A 20,710-nucleotide genomic window follows, 5' to 3' on the forward strand; every position below is an offset into this window, starting at 1 on the left:
TCTTTGGGTATAAGGCGGGATGGCAGGGACATCATCGGCTGGTATTAGCCTGGAAACAGACTCTTCAAGTGCTGGCAGGCATCTTCATAGCTGCTGCGTTCAAACATGCCTTGCTGTAAGAAAATTTCCATCTGTGGATACAGGGCAATGGCCTTATCCAATAACGGGTCGCTGCCTGCGGCGTAAGCCCCCACACTGACCAAATCGCGGTTACGTTGGAAACTGGCAAGTAACTGCTTGAATTGACGAACTTTACTGTAATGGTTTTCATCAATCAGCGAGGTCATGGCACGGCTTATGGAGGCTTCAATATCGATAGCCGGGTAGTGACCGGATTCAGCCAGACGGCGTGATAGCACCACGTGGCCGTCAAGAATGGCGCGAGCTGAGTCAGCAATCGGGTCTTGCTGGTCATCGCCTTCGGTTAAAACGGTATAAAATGCGGTAATGGAGCCGCCACCGGAGACACCATTACCAGCTCGTTCAACCAATGCAGGCAACTTGGCAAATACGGAGGGTGGGTAACCTTTGGTCGCCGGAGGTTCACCAATCGCCAGTGCGATTTCACGTTGTGCCATGGCATAGCGCGTGAGGGAGTCCATAATCAGTAAGACGTGCTGGCCACGATCGCGAAAGTCTTCTGCAATGCGGGTGGCATAAGCGGCACCCTGCATACGCAGTAGTGGCGAGACATCGGCAGGCGCTGCTATCACCACTGAACGGGCACGACCTTCTGCGCCGAGAATATTCTCGATAAAGTCTTTTACTTCGCGCCCACGTTCACCGATTAGCCCAACGACAATCACATCAGCCTGGGTGTAGCGGGCCATCATCCCTAGAAGCACACTTTTACCAACCCCAGAACCTGCAAACAGACCCATACGCTGGCCGCGACCTACCGTCAGCAGGGCATTAATGGTGCGCACGCCAACATCCAATACCTGCTCAATTGCGGTGCGCTGCAATGGGTTGATTGGCGGGGTAATCAGGGGGGCGCGATAACCGGTTTCAGGTGCAGGTAAGCCATCCAGAGGTTTGGCACTGCCGTCTAACACTCGCCCCAGTAATTCAGGGCCGAGAGGCAACTGCTTGCTGGCCGAGGCGCCACCGGTGGTCACTCGCGCATAAACACGAGCGCCAGGTACAATGCCTTCCACTTCTTCCAGTGGCATCAGGAACAGACGCTGGCCATTAAAACCGACCACTTCACTCTCGACTTCCTGAACTTCGCCGTTATCGTGGCGTTCAATCAGACAAGTTGCGCCCAATGGCAACTGTAGGCCAGTGGCTTCCAGCACTAGGCCAGTCGCTCGCGTCAACCGCCCATAACGGCGAATAGTGGTTGATTGGCTGATCCGCTCTTCGAATTTATCCATCGATGTGAGCCAGCGGCCAAGACGGGCGGTCATTATAATTCTCCCGGTGCGGCCAACCGACACAGTTCATGCCAGCGGGTTGCCAGACTGGCATCTAAGTCGCCTTCTTCGGCACTGAGCTTGCAACCGCCCGGATGAATTTGACTATCGCCCAATAGACGCCAGCCATGCAGACTCAGGGTAGTGCCTAAGCGCTGTTCAACCACGGCTAAATCATTCGGATTTACCCGCAATTGCGGTTTGCCGGCAAACATCGGTTCTTGCTGAATCATCTGCTGGATTTGGGCTAACAAGGCGGTGCCATCACAAATTGCGGGTTGCCCCAAAATCTGTTTGGCTGCCGCCAGCGCCATCTGCATAAGCCGCGAAGCAATGACGCTGTCCAGTGCATCCAGAGTACTTTGGAAGTCGTTAACCAGCAGTTGCCAATGGGCAGTTATCGGGGCCAATTGTTTCTCGGCATCAGCTAAAGCTTGCTGATGGCCCTCTTCAAGGCCGGTTTGATAACCTTTATCCAGGCCTTCTTGCAGCCCTTTGGCAAAACCTTGTTGGCGGCCTTGCTTCTCAGCTTCGAGTTGCAGGTTTATCAGTGTTTGTTGCTCATCAACGCCAGTGGGCTCAGTCTCGGTACCCGGCTCGTCAGTGAACAACATGCTGATATCCGGTGCAACAACTGCAGCGACAGGATCTGACTGGCTGGAAAAATCGTTAAGTGACCAGGGCTGCCAGGGCAGGGCATTAATCTGATCAGACATAGATATCCTCGCCGCCACCGATGACTATCTCGCCGCTTTCTGCCAAACGACGGACAATGAGCAAGATAGCTTTCTGTTCGTTTTCCACCAGTGACATACGCACCGGCCCACGGGTTGCCAAGTCGTCGCGCAAGATTTCCGCTGCGCGCAGTGACATATTGCTGAGGAAACGCTCGCGCAGTGCTTGATCGGCACCTTTCAAGGCAATCAACAGCGATTCGTTGTCGATCTCTTGTAGCAAACGCTGAATGCTGCGGTCGTCGACACTGACCAAGTTCTCGAACAGGAACATTTCGTCGATAATTTTCTGTGCCAGCTCGCCGTCATATTCGCGCACCGCTTCCATAACCGTCTCTTCCTGTTGTGTTTTCATCAGGTTGATAATCTCGGCTGCGGTGCGGATACCGCCCATTTTGCTGCGCTTAAGATTCTGGCCATCAAGCAGGTTATTCAGCACTTCAGTCAATTCAGCCAAGGCCGCAGGCTGAACACCGCCAAAGGTGGCGATACGCAGCATGACATCGTTGCGCAGGCGCTCGTCGAACAGGGCCAGAATGTCGGCGGCCTGAGCGCGTTTGAGGTGAACCAAAATGGTGGCGATAATCTGCGGATGTTCGTCGCGGATCAGGTCGGCCGCCATCTGTGGCTCCATAAAGTTGAGCGTTTCCATACCGCTGGTGGTTTCGCGTGACTCCAAAATGTCTTCTAACAAGCTGGATGCACGCTCTTCTCCCAAGGCTTTTATCAGCACGGTGCGCAGATAATCGCTGGCATTGACACTCAGAGCCGCATATTGCTCGGCGTCGTCTTCAAACTCAGCCAAGACATCAACTAACTGCTGGTGAGAGACCTGACGCATGCTCGCCATGGTGGTACTGAGTTGTTGCACTTCGCGCGAGGAGAGGTGCTTAAACACCTCGGCGGCATGGTCTTCACCCAAAGTCATCAGCATGATGGCGCTTTTTTCAGTTCCGGTCAGGCTCATTGGTCATTACTCATCCATTGACGGATAACCAGCGCGACAACACGTGGGTCTTTATCCGCAAGTTCGCGTATACGCTGGGCCTGAACTTCAGCACTTACCCGCTGCTGATTTTTCTTACGCAGGGCCAGCTCTTCTTTACTCTGTTTCGCCGTCTCAGTGGCTTGTGCGGTCTGAACAATGTTATTGACCGAGGCTGCCGCTTTATCAGCAATTTGTTTCTTAGCAATCAATGGGCGCACCAGTTTGCGCCATAAGATCCATGCCACCAGTAAGATGAGCAGATAACGACCCGCATTCAGCAACTGATCAAAGAAGGACGGCTGTTGCCAGAATGGCAGGGCATTACCGGAAGCATTGTCGGTTGCATTAAATGGTGTATTTACCACATTTAATGTATCGCCACGGTCAGTGGAGAAGCCCATCGCCTCTCGGGTCAAAGATTCCACTTGCGCCAGTTGATCTTTAGTCAAGGCAATGGGTTTGCCCGCTTTATCACTGCCGTAATTAACCACCACGGCGACGGAGAGTCGCTGCACCATGCCCGCTTGCTGCTGGGTATGACGAATAGTGCGGTCAACTTCGAAGTTAGTGGTTTGGTCATGGCGACTATTACTGGATGTCGCTGTCGAGCGGGTGGTTGCAGGGCTATTCGCCGCATTGGCATTATTCGCGGCAGCACCTGTCGCTCCTGGAGCCGCAGCAGGCTGAGGTACTTCAATCGGTGCGACCGGCGTGGCTGACGGTTGGTTGGACAATGCTCCCGGCACACCACCGACATTGGAGCCACCCAGTTGCTCACTGGAACTGACTTGCTGAGAACGTACCGCGCCTTGGTTGGCTGCTTGATTCGGTTTGTACTCCTCGTCGGTCTGTTCGCGACTGGCGAAATCAACTTGTGCGGTAACTTGAGCATGTACATTGCCGCTGCCGACCATGGGGGCCAAAATAGTTTCAATACGGCGCTGGAAGCGGTTTTCTACTTCATTGGTAAATTTGAGTTGTGCTGCATTTAAGTCGCGACCTGCGCTGTCGGATTGCGTCAGCAAACGACCGGTCTGATCGACCACGGTGACGTTAGCCGGCGGTAAACCCGCCACACTGCTGGAAACCATGTACACGATAGCGTTAATCTGACCGTCATCAAGCGCGCGACCAGGCTGTAAGGCGAGTGTTACTGAGGCCGTCGGTGATTTTTGCTCGCGAACAAACAGTGAGGGTTTTGGCATCGCCAAATGGACGCGAACATTCAGTACCGGCCCCAGAGTGCCGATAGTTCGGGCGAGTTCACCTTCCAGCGCCCGCTGGTAGTTGACTTGCTCACTGAATTGGCTAATACCAAATTTTTCCTGGTCCAGCAGTTCGAAACCGACGGCACCACCTTTAGGTAAACCCTGCTGTGCCAGACGCAGGCGGGTTTCATGTACTTTATCCGCAGGGATCAGCAACGCCCCGCCATGATCAGCGAAGCGGTAAGGAATATTCAGTTGTGTCAGCTGTGTGACGATATCGCCACCGTCACGATCACTCAGGTTGCTATAAAGAACACGGTAATCCGGGCTTTTAGCCCATAACATCAGGGCGACAATAATAGCGATAGCTGCTGCGGCTGCAATCAGCAGTGGGATTTTTGGATTCGCGCGTAGGCGTGCCAGTGTTGTCGTAAAGGTATTTTCACGATTTTCACCGCCGGTTATCGAGGCATTCATACACGTCCTTGGCCAAGCTGATCAACGTTTGAGTGAGTATTTTTTATGTAATTAATATGTCGAAACAAAACAGACTCCCAAGTGAAAGCATCAATAACTGATATCCCCTTTTATGGGCACGCCATTATTTGCTGTAAGTGAGTAATTCGATGGCTCAATAAGCTGGTATTTTTGTGTCTAATTAGCCGCTTTAGCGCAAAAATGATGTGTTAGGGTGTCATCCTGAAAAAAGTGATGCTTGTCTGGCGGTGAATAACCACCTTGGCCGGTTCATTTGTCATGATGTTATTCGAATAACTAAATGTTCTGGGGTGAGTATGTCTGTTCAAGGTATCGAAGGGGTTCTACAGCAGTTGCAGGTTACGGCATTGCAAGCATCTAACTCTGCGAAAACAATGCCCGCAGAAGCCGGTTTTGCCAGTGAATTAAAAGCGGCAATTGGCAAAATTAGTGAAAATCAGCAGCATGCCCGCACCCAGGCGCAAAATTTTGAGTTAGGTGTCCCCGGTGTTGGCCTGAATGATGTGATGGTGGACATGCAGAAGTCATCTGTTTCTTTACAGCTCGGTATTCAGGTGCGTAATAAGCTGGTTGCGGCCTATCAAGACGTGATGAATATGGGCGTGTGAGTGGGTAATATTATTGATTTATAGATAAAATATTATCATCCTACTTTTTGTCGAGCATGAGCAGGGCATTTTGAGCAAACTTTGCACTTATTAATTTCATGTGCTCATCATGACTACCTGGCATCCATTCGCCATATCCCGAAAAAATATTTGCGCTGATGTATGACCCATCTGAGAGGCAATAAATGATGGGTTTAGCTCCGGCAGAAAGCCACTAACCGGCAAATGTATACCTAGATTGATAGGCTTTCTACTGCTCGCTCCTGACCTCCTCATCGTGCTATGAACCCCCTCCGAGATATCCAGTATCTGGGTTAATGCTCGGGAAACCATATTAAACGGTAAAGAGGGCAATCTTTCTCGGTCGGTGGGATTTGGCTGAGGCCTAAAACACAAAACCGGGCTTAATGGCCCGGTCTGCTTATTCTCAATTCTCTAATCTGTATTAGAAGTTATATTTAACCCCTAACATTACTGCAGTATCGCTATAACCTTTGTTGCCGACCTGCTGCCCAACATTACCCCAGACGTTGACGTTTTTATTAATTTGGCCTTCAACACCCACTTTCACTTCCGCAATATTTGCAGCACCATCTTGCTTCACGGTCACATTATCCATTGTCGTGCCAAAGTCTTTAGTATTATGGATCCAATTTGCTTCAATAAACGGTTGGAATACACGGTCTTTGGTTTTATCTTGATCCGCGTAGCCTTTCATAAAGGCTTTCACGCCCAGACGAGTCTGGATATTGCCATCACCTTCACCCGACACATTCGTGCCGTTGGCTTCTTTATGGTCATCTGCTTTCACGCCCATCCAGGTCACCTGTGCTTTAGGCTGGATAAAGTAAGTGGCATTTTTAGCGGTATTCTCACCCACTTTAAAGGTATAGCCACTCTCAACAGACGCCGTCACACCTTTGGATTTGTACTCTTCACTCGCCAAATCCTGGCCATCAACGGTGTTGTTGAACCAGCTGTATTGTGCCCAGCCATCCACATACAGGCCAGATTTATCGGCTTCGTTAGCATACCAGGTACCGTAGACACCGGTGCTGTAGCCATCAGTAGATCCTTTCGCGTTATAACCAGTCACCTGCGAAACAGAGGTGCTCTTACTGTTACCGTAACCCGCCATTACACCCAGATGAAAACGGTCAGTGGTATTGCTGCTCCATTGAGCAACATCCCCACCTAACTGCAGCACATAGCGGTTTGCCTGGGTGTTTAATTGCCCATGAGTATCACGTGAGCGGTTATGGCCACCTGAATTACGCAACCACAGACTGGTCATTTTACGTTCGCCGGTCAATGCATCTGTATACTGGGTTTCACCCAAACGGTCATTGAGGCTCGTCACGAACATATTATTAGCAGCAGCCAGGTTAGCTGCGTAACTGCTAGCTTCTGGGCGCTCAACCATCGGTAATGGGTCAACAGGGTCAACAGGGTCAACAGGGTCAACAGGGTCAACAGGGTCAACAGGTATTACTGCACTGGTCAGATACCAGTTACTGGTATTTGTACCTACGCCACGTGCCAGAGAGTAGTCATAAGCGCCGGCCACAATACGGCCATTTTTAACAAACTCACCATCGGACAGGCCATTCACTTGAATCAACTCTATGCCGTTCAATGTCGCCGCACCGCGGCCACCCAGGTTAGTGACACCCACTCGAGTTGTGCCCGAAGTATTGCCATTAACGACTAACTTGTCAGTAACAGAAGTATCATTATTTAATACTGAGTTAAAATTCAGCAAACCACCGTTGCCGATGTAATCACCGGATACCGTCAACACGGTCCCTGGCGCGCCGTTAAAACTTACTGTTCCACTATTATCCAGACTGTTGAGTGTCTGGCTAAAACCAGCTAAATCCAGTTGTCCCGCACTATCGACAATATAATCAGAAGCCGCACTGAAGCTGCTTACCGCTCCTGCCTTTAAGGTACCCGCATTAACAGTTGTGGTACCGCTATAGCTATTTACACCGGTGAGTACCGTCGTACCACTGTAAACGGCAACTTTACCACTACCATCAATGGCAGAATTAAATTGATAATTGGTGTCAGTATGGTTAAAAACAATTGAACTATCGCCATCACCCAAGGTAATAATGGGGGTATCAATGTCTCCGGCGGCGGTTGCAGCATAACCGGCGGCACTCCCAATATTCAGCACACCGGTCGAAGTCGCATCGTTAGCAATTATTATACTATTTGTTTTAACGAGACCATTGTTATTGATGGTAAGTGAGGTGTTACCACCATTCTCACCAAAACGCATATCACCGTTGTTAATCCATGTGGAATTGGCACCTGTGACTAAAATGTCACCTCTTGAACCCGAAGCAATACCCACATAGCTGTCAGCACTACTTAAACTCCCACCATCAGAGACGACTATTGAACCATTTCCATCCCAACCTACTATCAATACACTAGAGTTTTGCCAAGAAGAGCCTGCTCCTGAAATATTGACTCGGCCTGTGGCCCCAGCCATATCACCTACATAGCCGTCAGAGTTTGTTACAGCACCTCCATTGGAAATATTGAGTGTGCCATTACTACCAGTGTACCGTCCAACGTCAAGAGAATCGATGTTGTCCCAACGAGAGCCTGTACCGGTGACTTCGACCAATCCTACAGAGCCATTGAGTTGACCGTAACGACTGGTGACCACACCCCCATCGGAAATAATCATAGTTCCTGGGCCGTTGGTAGCAATGTCCAGTAAATCACCTAACTCCCAACGAGAGCCAGCGCCACTTACCTCAACGTAGCCTGTAGAAGTGGTACCCGCACCGACTCTAGCCATAGTTGCAGTAGTAACAACTCCGCCGTCGGTGATTTTAAGGCTACCATCGCCCTCATGTCCGATGAACATCCGGTTACCGGCATTCCAGATGGATCCTGGGCCTGTAACTTCAACGCTGCCGGTAGAACCTGGATGGTAGGCAATATCAGCATCATTTTGGTTAGTGACTACAGCACCATCGGCGATTCGCATCGTGCCATTGCTATTATCTTCACCGCCAATGCGTAATCCGCCACCGTTGATCAATTGCGAACCAGCCCCACTGACTTCAAGGTAACCAGTAGCCCCAACACCAAAACCAACATGCGTCGCGTTAACTGGATTGTGTACAACGCCACCATCTAATATTTGTAATGTGCCGTTACCGTTATAGCCCACAAACAGTACACCGTTGTTTATCCACTTAGAGTCAGGGCCAGTAATAGCCACCTCACCGGTAGCGGTAGAACTATAGCCAATATAGCTCCATAACCCAGCGGCTACATTTCCGCTGGTCAACGTTCCGCCATCGAAAATATCCATAGTACCGGATGACGTATTACCAACAATTATTACCCCTGGAATATCCCAATCAGGGTTGTCAGGTATTACATCACCTGAAAAACTGATGTCAGCATAAGAAGTTGTGGTACTCATCGCAGATATAATAGTTAAGGCAATACAAGATAATTTGCAGTTAAACGTTTTCATGTTGAGTAATAACCCTGATATAAAAATGATAAAAAGAGTGAATTTATTAATATGAATTTTCGTTTACTTTTTAAAATACATATGAAAGGGAACTTATTACTTACAACGATTATTCATGAATCAATAATAACGTGATCCAGATCAAAAAATAATCAGATACTCGGATTGTTTTTGTGGGAATTTTCCTATTTTTTGTTTAAGCATCCCAATTTTTACATCTAAAACACTCGTTTTCTTAACGAGCCTACGATGAGGGGGGGTGATCTAAACTCAAAATTATATTGATAGGAAAATAAATATATAATAATGATGAAATTACTCTGAATATGAGGCTATGGGTTAGCTAAGATATTTTGTACAGATAATTTATTTTAAATACTGGAGTAAATGCCAAAATTTTAATCTTGTATAATGTACTCTCTTGGTTATCTCTATCAGAGTTACTATTGCAGCATTCCTTAACAATAGACATGACCTTCATGATGATAATTTAAGTGATAAGCGATTTAGCTTATCAAAGGGAGACCAAGTAAAGAATAATGATATGGATATCTATTGAGGCGAGGCAAATATGAACGGGGCAAAAATGCGGCAAGTTACGACCTAACGCGAAGTTCACTTGACTTAAGATAACGTGGTTTTTTGTGCAGTAAAATGCCAGCATTAAGAGTGCCATTCTCATGGCGATAATTAATTTCGCACCTGTGAGCAAAATCTCATTCAACATTTATGTGACAATTTGATGTGATATTTATTATTCAACTCAATTGATATAGGTGGCTGTAATGAGAATTTACTTAATGATATCCCTTATCTTTTTTCCTATTGTTTCATTCTCTAGTGAACCAAAATCACTTTTGGCAGAACCAGCAATAATGAAAGTTTCAGAAGCTGTTTGTAGTAATCGCTATGTGAAAAAAGAACGAATTGCTTGTATGAAGTTAGTGGATTTATCCATTGTTAAAGCTTATTGGGTTGGGCAAATGAAAAATACCTGCAACTCGAGGTTTGATGCCTCAAAGCCGGGGTGCGGTAATATTAAAAGGTTGGTAAAGGCATTAGATAGAATGGGTGGGCAGTATCTTGAGGAATAATATAGAGTAGTAGTTGCCGCATCGATGTTATTCAATTTCTTCGTGTGACAGTGCCCATAGATAAAGTGATGCCGTCGTGCCATAGGGCGTGTAGCGGCGGCGATATCGCTCAAAACGCTCACGCGGCAGTGTTTTATGACGATATAAATTCATCATGCCACGGCGTATTGCCAGGTCACCCCAACTGACGACATCTGGACGAGAAAGTGAGGAGATAAGCAGCATTTCTGCCGTCCATATCCCCACGCCATTAAGGTTTGATAGCTGAGTTATCACTTCATTATCGGGTAATTGAGATATAGCTGATAAATCCAGTGAACCATTGAGTACAGCATCAGCGGTTCCTTTAATGTATCCGGCTTTTCTCATGGTCATACCGCAGCCTTGAATAGCTTCGATAGAGGCTGCGGCTATCGCCATTGGCGTAACAGCACCCAGTAAAGTCATCAGGCGCGCATTTACAGTGAGCGCCGCTTTAACCGAGATTTGCTGGTCAACGATATTTCTGATTAATGCGGCAAACAGATCCGGTGATAATGGGCGGGCTATCATCCCCAATCGATCGATGGCCGCTGCCATTTTCTTATCCCGCCGCTTGAGATGATTAATTTCTGTTTCACCGTAGCTATAAAACATGCTTAAAACTCCATTGTGATGCATGCGAAAAGCTAAAAAGCGTAGCCTCAATTCTGTATGGCGCACACTCCGTTTCTTGCTTGTGATGTTTAAGCCGTTTCCGCCAACGTGATATTCTGATGACCCATTCTTTGCAGTAATACCGATACATCAATAACATCCACTTTATCGGCTTGCAAGTGAGCGATTGCGTATTCATGCCAAATACCCGATTGCAGGAATAAAATAAATATTTCTTTATCCAAATGATTCTCGTTCACCATATTAACCATGATGTTCAGCGCCTCGGATAATAGTTTCCCCGGTTTATAAGGGCGATCGGCGGCAGTCAGTGCTTCAAAAACATCAGCGATGGCCATCATGCGGACCGGAATGCTCATTTGGGTATAATTGAGTTGATAAGGATATCCTTTACCATCCATTCTTTCATGATGACCACCGGCAATGGTGGGTACATTCGCCATGGTGCGTGGGAAAGGGAGTTTTTTAAGCATTATAATAGTCTGCATAATATGCTCATTTATTTTATAGCGGTCTTCTTCTGTCAGTGTCCCACGGCGGATACTGAGGTTATAAATCTCCCCACGGTTGTAAAGTAAAGTTGGTTCTGGCACTTTGAAATCATAGTATTCTGGACGTCTGTCTTTATTCTCACGATAAATAATATGTTCTTCTTTATCTGCCAGCATAGGCTCTTGTACTGGCAATGATGAGGTTGGTTGCCGGGATTTGCGTACTCGCTCCTCATTGGCTATACCGGCGTTATCATCTAATGTACGTGTCCAGTGATAACGGGCAATTTGCTGAATACGCGCAATTGCTTCATCAGACATAAATTCGCCGCCGACATTACAGTTAGCGATAAAGTAAAAATCTTCATCTAACTGGCGCAATTCGTCAGCCAGCAATTGTTGGTCAGCTTCACTGGCCATGATGGTGGCATGGCGGTGTAAGAAGATAATTTCTTTCTCGCGTTTTAATACTTCAAACCGCATCCTTACTTCGTGAATACGGTCATAAATCAATTCTAATTTTGTTGATTTATCGACAACAAATTCTGGGGTCGTTATCTTGCCGCAATCATGTAACCAGCAGGCTGTATGCAGTTCTTCCCACTCATTATCTGATAAGGTAAAGTCGGCAAAGGGCCCCTCTTTAACATTAACCGCGGCTTTAGCGAGCATTTTTGTTATTTCAGGGACGCGCTGGCAGTGCCCTCCGGTATAGGCACTCTTAGCATCTATTGCTCCGGCAATAAGTTGAATAAACGCATTGAGCAGATTTTTTTGTTCTTGCAGTAATCGCTGCGTTTCTACAGACACCGATAAACTGCCAACCAGAGCATTAACTAACTGAATTTTTGAACGTTCACGTTCAGTATTTAATTCATAAGGGTTAAATAACAGTAAGAAGCCCAGTAATTGCTCGTCATGTGTCTTCATCGGAACAGCAATAAACCGCAGTGGTAGATAAGGCTGGAGGAAGTCATTCAGTTGGCTGAGGATATTTTCTTTGTTCAATGTCCCAGTGATGGTTTTTCCTTCAAGTACTGGCTGGAAGGTGGTGAAATTATCTTCTATTACCTGCAATGAAGACATTTTCGCCACGGGGATATTTTCACCATTCCAGCGAAATGCCGTTGGTGTAAAGATACCTTCATCTTTATCCGCGAGAAATATCATCCCTCCAGTCATTGCTGCAATCTCAGTGGTTTCACTTAATAATCCCTGCATCTGGCGGACAAAGTTACTTTCAGATGTCAGCATATTACCCATGGAAATAAACTGTTTTAGCGTGGACTTCATTTTTGACATTGATTTGTGCAGTTCATCCACTTCTTCAATCACCGAGCGCTCTACCTGATTATCTTCAAAATATAAGTTGCTGATGGAGTCAGCATCTTGACGAAGACGAATAAGGGGGTTGGATATCTTTCTTGAGAAATACCAGACAATCGGCAAACTGAGCATCAGAAGAATAAATGCAATAAAAGTCGAATGATTACGAATAGAGTTAGCATCGGCAGTCAAATAGCTGGCTGGAGTAGCAATGACTAACTGATATTTATTACCATTATTATTAATATCGACCACAGCACCATACCATTGCTGATTTTGTGCTTCAAATATGATGCTGTTACCATTATTATCATTTGGGTTGTTGGCTGCGGTGCGACTTTGTTGAGCATTCAGTAATGATTGCAATACAGGAACTTGTTTGTCAGTAGTGGCCGCAATCGCGGTTGCCCCTTTAATTTTTGGCAAACTGGCGATAACTTCACCGTGAGAATTAATAATGATGGCCTGACTGTCCAGTGGTAAATTTTGTCTGACGAGAAACTGCGATAAAGAGGCTAATGAAACATCTAGTCCAATGATTGCCTTTTTATTCTCAGCCTGACGGCTATAAGTAAAACCAGCCTCTCCTGTACCTTTGAAAATATAAATAGGGGAGGTGACTAACGTAGGACTGGCTGAGGCGAGAATAAACCAATCTCGCAGACGAGGGTCATAATTATCATTGTCCCGAGGCATAACCGCAATAACTTGCTGTTGTTTATCCAGATAGATAAAGCTTTTTTCCGGCAAACTATCGAGAAAACGATTACTTTGAATCATCCATTCAGCATCTTCAGGGGCATGAAATAATAGGCGATTAGCGTCTGTTAGACGCCTAAGCATAAATAAATCCCCATTAGGGTAAGCACTATAGACAGCACTGGCGTAGGTATTTTGCTTGAGGATTTCAATAAACTTACCTACAAAGTTCATTCTTTGTTCAAGAGTCGATAACTCGGTAATCTGCATACTGGCGAGAATATTAACTGACATCATCATAGGGCGAGTCACCGCGTCTAATTCAGCGGCGATCGCCTGGCCAGTTTTTTGATACTGCCTATTGGTGCTGATTTCAGTCAGCTTAGTTAGTTGGCTATGACCAAAAATAATAATCACCGTGCCGATTGAGACAATCAGCAAAGTAAAGAGAACCGCAATCTGGATGTGTAGAGGATAGCGGCTTTTTAGTCCGAACAGATTGCTAAGCATCGTAACCATCCCGAGAGATTAGTATTTAATCAATTTTAATCATAGGATGTACTGTTCTAACTAACATATTCCTCTTTCTTTCAGTGGCTTATGGTTAATCACATGATTGTAATGGTTTTTTTAGTTATTAAGTCAGCTTTGTTGGATGAAAAAACCAATCACAGTGCGAAAAAAAATGTTTTAATGCGCAGAATATCTAAAAGCAGTATTTAGTCGTCTCAATAAATTGCGCTAAAACGGATAAAGAAAGCCTAAATAAGAACGGTGGATACATTTATAGACTGGAGAATAATAAATCACAGTGAAAATTATCTGAAACCGCAGTGGGTTCAGATAGAGTCTAAATCTGGTGTATGAAGATTTAAATAATTATGATAGTTGAGGGACGATGGTTCGTTATCCGCTGGTTGTAAGCGATGATGCCCACGTATGGCGGTAGGGGCAAAGCCAAAACGTTTACGAAAACGTTCAGCAAAACGTGATGCGCTCTCGTAACCAACTTGACTGGCAATTAATGAGATGGGCCAATCTGTTCCTTGCAACAAACGTAATGCACTGGTCATACGGACATCAATCATCAAATCTCGTAATAATGTATTTTCAGCTGCGAGTTTTCGCCGTAATACCACTTCGCTCATTGCCATATGCTCGGCCACTTCAGATGCAGACCATATTTTGTGTGGGTCGATCGCCAGGCAACGGCGTACTTGTTCACTTAATGAGTGACTGTCATTGTGTGTGAATTTAACGCCCCGCTGAGCTAACCAAAGTAGTAATTCAAACATACGATGTCTGACGATAGTGGGGGGGATATCGCCAATATCTGAGATTGCTTTAAAAGTATTTCCGAAGGTGTTAATAAATTCGGAGGCCAAATTACGTACAGGCATAACTTTTGGAATAGCTCGCAGACCAGATGATGCTGGATGGTTGGCAAATGTTGCTATCAAACGAGGATCACAACGAAGTTGATGACTGAAAAATAACCCATCATCAGATAGACCATTAACTATATCAATGGTTTGGCCGCTACTCACCGCCACTATTTCACCCGATTGAACAATACACTCCTGATTATTCCAACGAATAATCTTATGTCCACGGTTAACCATAATGAGCAATGGATGCTCAATATAGACAGAAGAGAGTAGTAGCTCTGTGTGTTGAATAACATGTGCCGAGCTACCCACACCAGGGCAAAAATTAATTGTACGTTCCATCGATATTCATTTCACAATTTTGGCTTGAGAATATCTTTACGCTTTGAATAGCAGACTGGCAACCCATTTTAATAGAAAACTTACAGTAACTGACTATTTTAGCAAAAAGTCTTCAATGTGAGAGTAATAGTCAGTTAGACATGAGTAATTGTTACTTCCAATATAATGCCATGTTAAAAATAATGGCAATTAAAATTAATTGTCATGATGAATGTTTAAGTTTCAACCTTCTGTTTCACAACAAGTTGATATATTGTAGCTACACAATTTGGCGATTATTGTGTTTCGCCTAACAGCAATGCATGGTCAGGAAACTGGCCATAGGTGTTATTAACCGCCTGTTGTCGAGTTGATTGTCCAACCAACTCACTTAATGCATCAAGACGCAGCTGTAATAAACGCTTAATCTCTATTTCATTATCCAGAATGGCTTTCAACTTCTCCCGTAATAGCTCTTGCAATACCGAAGAGGTGCAAGAGGAAATAGTCACGTTAGCCGTATTTTCAACTGCTTTGAGGTAAGTCATTTCCAGATCAACCAGGGCATCCCATTTCCCTTCAGTAGCCAGTATTAACATTTGCTCGCTGAGGGTTAGGATTTGTTGATATTCGGACAAAAGGTGCTGGTGACGTTCCATTAAATGGGGTCCTAATCAGGTTGATAATTGGGGCCGATCTGCCGCCAGGCATCTGCAATATTTTCGAGCAGAGCCAAGACTTCATCAATGGCCTGTTCGTCATTATGCAAATTAGCATGCAACAAGCGTCGTGACATATAGTCATATAAAGCCGACAAATTCTGTGCAAGTTCACCGCCTTTATCCATATCCAATCCAGCACTCAGCCCATTATCAATAATATTAATGGCTTTAGAGAGTGCCGCACCTTTGGCTGGAATATCTCCCTGACTCATCAAAATACGCGCTCGAACCAGGGCGCTCTGCGCCCCGTCGAATAGCATCACGATCAATTGATGAGGGCTAGCACTCATTACGCCACTTTCCATTCCTACCTGAGCGTAAGCTTGAACCCCTGCTCGATTGTACATGTCCTATGCCTTATGAAGAAAATTGCTGAGTTAAGAAGCTGGCAGTGCTGTTTAATGACGTCATCAATTTATCTAATTGGGTAAATTGGGCTTTATAGCGCTCAATAGTGGCGGTAATACTGGCTGTGGTCGCAGTGACCTGTGTATCCAGATTTTTTAATGACTTATTAATACCGTCAGTCGCGCTTTTCAGTGTGCCTTTGCTGGTATCCAACGCAGCATTCAGTAAATTGTCCATTTGGGTAGCAAAACCGGTAGTTTCACCATCACCGACAAAGAAACTGGTCACACCGTTTGGTTTATCTTTCAGCGCTGCATCTAGTTTGGTTGAATCAATCACCAATTTGCCATTGAGGTCTTGGGTAATTCCCATGCTAGCCAATGTCTTAACATCACCTGATTGTGCAGACGCTAACTGGCTTTTTAACTGGGTCTGGATACTGCGTAATGTCCCGTCACCGACTAGGGCACCATTGCTGGTTGACTGATCTGTACCTTGCTCAACCGAGGTATATTTGGTTAAAGAGGCAAAAGTCGTTTGTAATGAATTATAGGCATCAACAAAACTTTGGATTGCCGCTTTGGTCGATGTTGAGTCGCGAGTGATACTCAGCTGTTCTGGTGCATCCGTTTTGGTTAATGCTTTCAAGGTCAATGTCACCCCCTGAGGGGCATCAGTAATGGTGTTGCTCTGACGGACAATCGCCACGCCATTTACGGTCAATTTTGCATCTTCAGCCGCCACTTTTTGTGTCATGGCACCACTGCCGCCAGTGCTGCTTGGCGTGTAATTCAGAAAGTCGTTCAGCGTATCATCACCGGTAACACTGACGGTCATCTCTGATTGGGTACCGGTATCTTTCGACGTCAAGGCCAGATAATAGGTATTATCATCGGCTTTCATAATACTGGCGCTAATCCCGGTTTCCTGCTTATTAATAGCATCGCGGATGCCCGCTAAAGAGGTTTGGTCACTGGTCAGGCTAATTTCTGTTGGTGTTTTTTTGCCTGGTTGGGTAATGGTGATAGTGCGAGTGGCATTATCGTTACCTAACTTATCAGTGGTGTTCGCCACTTCTTTCGATAGCAATGATTGCGCTTTCGCCAGATTCGTCACTTCAATGCTGTAGTTACCGGCACTTGCTTCACTGTCTGTTACCGCACTGAATGCGGTATTGGTGCTACTGACTGCGGTGCTGGTCAATTTATCTGCTTTCTTTAAAGCCGCCGAGGCGGTTTCAACTTTCGCTAAGGCACTCTGCAATACGCTAAATGCGGTGAGCTTAGCTTTATAGCTAGTCTGTTGCGTGGTCAGCGGCGTCAGGCGCGTTTGCTCTGCCGCACTTAATTGATCCAATAGAGTGCTTAAATCCATTCCAGAACCGGTGCCCAATGCACTGATACTTGCCATGTCTAATCCTTAATATTCAAGTGTCGTTGCAATGGTTATCGGCAGGGGATAAAGAAAGTTTACACATAAGAGATAAATTATGATGGCGAGAATAACGGGGGATAACAGGGCGCTATTTCTGCCATTGAACAGGTAACTAAATATAAAGAGGGATAACAGAATAATAATATAAATTTAAAAATTATTATGTCGAATGACTAAAGGTTCCTTAAAGAGCGCCGATACAAGTTAGGACGGTGATGAAGCCGTGGGCAGTATGCCCAAACCATAACCCAACAGCATTTAAGGAATAATACTATGGCGGTAATTAACACTAACAGCTTGTCTCTGCTGACTCAGAACAACCTGAACAAATCCCAGTCTTCTTTAGGCACCGCCATTGAGCGTTTGTCTTCTGGTCTGCGTATCAACAGCGCGAAAGACGATGCTGCTGGTCAAGCCATTGCTAACCGTTTCACTTCTAACATCAACGGCCTGACTGTTGCTGCACGTAACGCCAACGACGGTATCTCTTTGTCACAAACCGCTGAAGGCGCTTTGGGCGAAATCAACAACAACTTGCAGCGTGTACGTGACCTGACTGTTCAGGCACAAAACAGCTCTAACTCAGCATCAGATATCGACTCCATCCAGTCTGAAGTTAACCAGCGTATGGAAGAAATCAACCGTGTTACCCAACAAACTGATTTCAACGGTATCAAAGTTCTGGATAACCGTACAGCAACTGACTCTACTTACGATTTCCAAGTTGGCGCACAAGATGCTCAAACCATCGGTATCAAAATCGGCGCCAGCTCAGGTTGGAACTTGGCTGCAGCGAATGCTGATGGTACTTCAAGTGACAGTATCAATGAGTACAAATTTACAACTACCCCTGGCTTGAAAACTGCCCAAGACGCTGTTAAAACAGCAACGACGGCAGCTGCCACCGCAGAAAAAGCGTATAACGATGCATTGGCTGTTGACCCAGACACCACATCAACAGGGAACGTTGCTTTGAAAGCAACATTGGATGCAGCTAAGCTTGATGTGACCGCAAAAACTACTGCTCAAACTACTGCACTGAAAGCCTCTACTGATGCTGGTGAAGCAGTGAACGGCAATGCCCGTACTGTGAAGGCCGAAGGTTTTGACGTTCTGAAAGGTCAAGTTGCTGCTGATGGTACTGCCGCGGGCACCACTCCGTTGGCTGATATCGATAAAGCACTAAAAGCGGTTGATACTCAACGCAGCGTGCTGGGTGCTTCTCAGAACCGTTTTGAATCTACCATCACTAACCTGAACAACACTACTAACAACCTGACTTCAGCACGTAGCCGCATCCAAGATGCTGATTACTCTACTGAAGTGTCTAACATGAGCCGTGCACAGATTCTGCAACAAGCAGGTACTTCTGTACTGGCCCAGGCAAACCAGGTTCCACAAACTGTGCTGTCTCTGCTGCGTTAATTCACAGATACACCATATGTTTTCAAACCCCGCTACGGCGGGGTTTTATCTTGCCTTATCGAAATCGTCAACAGAGCTATTTCGATAAGGGGCCGTTCAAACCAGGCGCTAATGGCTGTTTTTTTCTCAGTTTTTAGTGCTGTTTGTCGCTCTGTTTTTTCACATTCAGAAGTAGGTTAACAGTAAAACTCATGGGCATAAGTCAAATAACCGCCCTTTTATAGGCCTATTCCGACGATTGTCTGACTGACCTGACAGGATAATGGTACGACTCTCTTACCCTTAGGTGCCTGTCTAGTGAGCGATCTGTATACCGCCGAAGGCGTGATGGACAAGAATTCCCTCTGGCAACGCTATGTTCCTCTGGTTCGCCATGAGGCATTACGCTTGCAGGTGCGCCTGCCGGCCAGTGTGGAATTGGACGATTTGTTGCAGGCTGGGGGGATTGGTCTGCTGAATGCTGTTGAGCGTTACGATGCTTTACAAGGAACCGCATTTACCACTTATGCGGTACAGCGTATACGTGGTGCCATGTTGGATGAGCTGCGCAGCCGAGATTGGGCTCCGCGCAGTGTTCGGCGTAATGCCCGCGAAGTTGCCAGCGCCATGCAAAAGGTCGAGCAGCGGCTTGGGCGACCGGCGACAGAGCAGGAAGTGGCGCAAATTCTTGATATTGATCTGGCTGAGTATCGCCAGATCTTGTTAGACACCAATAACAGCCAGCTTTTCTCCTATGATGAATGGCGAGAAGAACATGGTGAAAGTGTCGAGCCGCTGCTAGAAGGGCATGAAGATGCCAATCCGTTGCAACATTTGTTGGAAGGAAATCTGCGCCAGCGCGTCATTGAAGCGATCGAAGCATTACCAGAACGCGAAAAAATGGTGTTGACGCTGTATTACCAGGAAGAGCTGAACCTGAAAGAAATCGGCGCTGTTCTTGAAGTGGGGGAATCCCGCGTCAGTCAGCTTCATAGCCAGGCGATAAAACGTTTACGCGCCCGCCTGAGTAACGACTCTTAATTCACTTTCGCTCAGTGATTTCACAGTGTTTAACTTTATTAATACAGGTCTTCTCATGCCAGGACTTCAGTTAAAAAAGCGGCCGCTGAGCCGTTATTTAAAAGATTATAAGCACGGCCAAACTCATTGCTCACATTGCCATAAAGAACTTGATCGCATGGCATTGGTTTTTCGCGGACAAATTATTAATAAAGAAGCCATTGCCGGTATGGACCAGCCTATTGATGATCAAGTCTGGTCAAAGCTTCAGCATGAATTAACCGCATTATGCCGTTTTTGCAGTGAGATATACTGCAATAGCGCACCGGGTTATTTTGATATTATGGCGTTCAAACAATATTTATTTGAACAGACTGAGATGAGCCACAGCACTGTTCGTGAATATGTTGTGCGCTTACGTCGGTTAGATGAAATGCTGGTGGCCACTAATTACCCAGCAGAAAAATTCGCCAGTGAAACCATGCATCAGCGTATTATCGATGAACTGCCCAATGCTGCACATAACAATTATCGCATTGCTTTGCGTAAATATGATCAATACTTAGCCTGGCAAAAAAATTATTGAGGTTAATGGAGAGCATTCCATCAGTTGAGAAAGCTCTGTGTTTTCAGTGAAAGCATTTCTACTATTACGCAAAACTATTCAATCACACTCTTCAGTGATTCAGCGCCCGGCAAGGTTTCTCCTTCGCTGGGCGTTTCATCTATTCCGCAAATAGCATTAATCTCCGACGTTCTGGCTTACTGACATCTATAATAAAATCAGTGATTATTCGTGTTACATCTGATAAATCTATATAAATGCAGTAACTCATTAATTTCCCGG

The 20,710-nt window shown here is 45.9% G+C and carries 16 protein-coding genes; 5 read left to right on the forward strand and 11 right to left on the reverse strand.

What is annotated here, in order from left to right:
• Nucleotides 1–44: 44 nt before the first annotated feature.
• The 4 genes from fliI to fliF are packed head-to-tail and all read right to left on the reverse strand — an operon-like array spanning nt 45 to nt 4,822.
• Nucleotides 45–1,409 (reverse strand): flagellar protein export ATPase FliI, encoded by a 1,365-nt coding sequence (gene fliI / locus DJ58_RS00700; protein WP_004708193.1) that lies wholly within the window; start codon nt 1,407–1,409, stop codon nt 45–47.
• Entirely contained in the window at nt 1,409–2,131 is a 723-nt protein-coding gene (fliH, locus tag DJ58_RS00695; protein ID WP_032910785.1) for a flagellar assembly protein FliH, read from the reverse strand. The genes fliI and fliH overlap by 1 nt, the downstream gene beginning before the upstream one ends.
• On the reverse strand, nt 2,124–3,116 hold the full coding sequence (fliG, locus tag DJ58_RS00690; protein WP_032910786.1) for a flagellar motor switch protein FliG: 993 nt from the start codon (nt 3,114–3,116) through the stop codon (nt 2,124–2,126). The genes fliH and fliG overlap by 8 nt, the downstream gene beginning before the upstream one ends.
• Nucleotides 3,113–4,822 carry a flagellar basal-body MS-ring/collar protein FliF gene (gene fliF / locus DJ58_RS00685; protein WP_004708196.1) on the reverse strand — a complete coding sequence of 570 codons (1,710 nt, stop codon included), beginning with the start codon at nt 4,820–4,822 and terminating at the stop codon, nt 3,113–3,115. Before fliF ends, fliG begins: the two co-directional genes overlap by 4 nt.
• A 317-nt stretch (nt 4,823–5,139) precedes the next feature.
• Between fliF and fliE the strand changes: the two genes are divergently transcribed.
• Nucleotides 5,140–5,451, forward strand: a complete 312-nt coding sequence (fliE, locus tag DJ58_RS00680) for a flagellar hook-basal body complex protein FliE (protein ID WP_032910787.1) — start codon at nt 5,140–5,142, stop codon at nt 5,449–5,451.
• Nucleotides 5,452–5,896: 445 nt separating this feature from the next.
• On the opposite strand, the gene DJ58_RS00675 is transcribed toward fliE, so the two are convergent.
• Nucleotides 5,897–8,959 (reverse strand): autotransporter outer membrane beta-barrel domain-containing protein, encoded by a 3,063-nt coding sequence (locus DJ58_RS00675; protein WP_032910788.1) that lies wholly within the window; start codon nt 8,957–8,959, stop codon nt 5,897–5,899.
• Nucleotides 8,960–9,744: 785 nt separating this feature from the next.
• Between DJ58_RS00675 and DJ58_RS00670 the strand changes: the two genes are divergently transcribed.
• Nucleotides 9,745–10,053 carry a hypothetical protein gene (locus DJ58_RS00670; protein ID WP_032910789.1) on the forward strand — a complete coding sequence of 103 codons (309 nt, stop codon included), beginning with the start codon at nt 9,745–9,747 and terminating at the stop codon, nt 10,051–10,053.
• A gap of 27 nt (nt 10,054–10,080) precedes the next feature.
• On the opposite strand, the gene DJ58_RS00665 is transcribed toward DJ58_RS00670, so the two are convergent.
• The 6 genes from DJ58_RS00665 to fliD all read right to left on the reverse strand — a co-directional run bounded on the left by DJ58_RS00665 (nt 10,081) and on the right by fliD (nt 17,415).
• Nucleotides 10,081–10,689, reverse strand: coding sequence for a DNA-3-methyladenine glycosylase family protein (locus DJ58_RS00665; protein ID WP_004708204.1), 609 nt, complete (start codon nt 10,687–10,689; stop codon nt 10,081–10,083).
• A gap of 89 nt (nt 10,690–10,778) precedes the next feature.
• The gene (locus tag DJ58_RS00660) at nt 10,779–13,736 is read right to left on the reverse strand and encodes an HD domain-containing phosphohydrolase (RefSeq protein WP_004708207.1); all 2,958 of its coding nucleotides are present in this window, start codon (nt 13,734–13,736) and stop codon (nt 10,779–10,781) included.
• Between the two features lie 329 nt (nt 13,737–14,065).
• Nucleotides 14,066–14,956 (reverse strand): helix-turn-helix transcriptional regulator, encoded by an 891-nt coding sequence (locus DJ58_RS00655; RefSeq protein WP_004708212.1) that lies wholly within the window; start codon nt 14,954–14,956, stop codon nt 14,066–14,068.
• Nucleotides 14,957–15,231: 275 nt separating this feature from the next.
• Nucleotides 15,232–15,594: a flagella biosynthesis regulatory protein FliT gene (gene fliT, locus DJ58_RS00650; protein WP_004708213.1), complete on the reverse strand. Its 363-nt coding sequence runs from the start codon at nt 15,592–15,594 to the stop codon at nt 15,232–15,234.
• Between the two features lie 11 nt (nt 15,595–15,605).
• Nucleotides 15,606–16,004: a flagellar export chaperone FliS gene (fliS, locus tag DJ58_RS00645; protein ID WP_032910790.1), complete on the reverse strand. Its 399-nt coding sequence runs from the start codon at nt 16,002–16,004 to the stop codon at nt 15,606–15,608.
• Between the two features lie 10 nt (nt 16,005–16,014).
• Nucleotides 16,015–17,415 (reverse strand): flagellar filament capping protein FliD, encoded by a 1,401-nt coding sequence (gene fliD / locus DJ58_RS00640; RefSeq protein ID WP_004708216.1) that lies wholly within the window; start codon nt 17,413–17,415, stop codon nt 16,015–16,017.
• Between the two features lie 297 nt (nt 17,416–17,712).
• On the opposite strand from fliD, the gene DJ58_RS00635 reads away from it, so the two are divergent.
• From DJ58_RS00635 to fliZ, 3 genes are all read left to right on the forward strand, one after another.
• Complete coding sequence (locus tag DJ58_RS00635; RefSeq protein ID WP_004708219.1) at nt 17,713–18,864, forward strand: flagellin FliC; 1,152 nt, start codon at nt 17,713–17,715, stop codon at nt 18,862–18,864.
• Between the two features lie 297 nt (nt 18,865–19,161).
• Nucleotides 19,162–19,884: an RNA polymerase sigma factor FliA gene (locus DJ58_RS00630; RefSeq protein ID WP_004708220.1), complete on the forward strand. Its 723-nt coding sequence runs from the start codon at nt 19,162–19,164 to the stop codon at nt 19,882–19,884.
• Nucleotides 19,885–19,939: 55 nt separating this feature from the next.
• A complete protein-coding gene (gene fliZ / locus DJ58_RS00625) occupies nt 19,940–20,449 on the forward strand; it encodes a flagella biosynthesis regulatory protein FliZ (RefSeq protein WP_004708222.1) in 510 nt (169 codons plus the stop codon).
• Nucleotides 20,450–20,710: the final 261 nt, after the last annotated feature.

The organism is Yersinia frederiksenii ATCC 33641 (assembly GCF_000754805.1).
Classification (GTDB): Bacteria; Pseudomonadota; Gammaproteobacteria; order Enterobacterales; family Enterobacteriaceae; genus Yersinia; species Yersinia frederiksenii.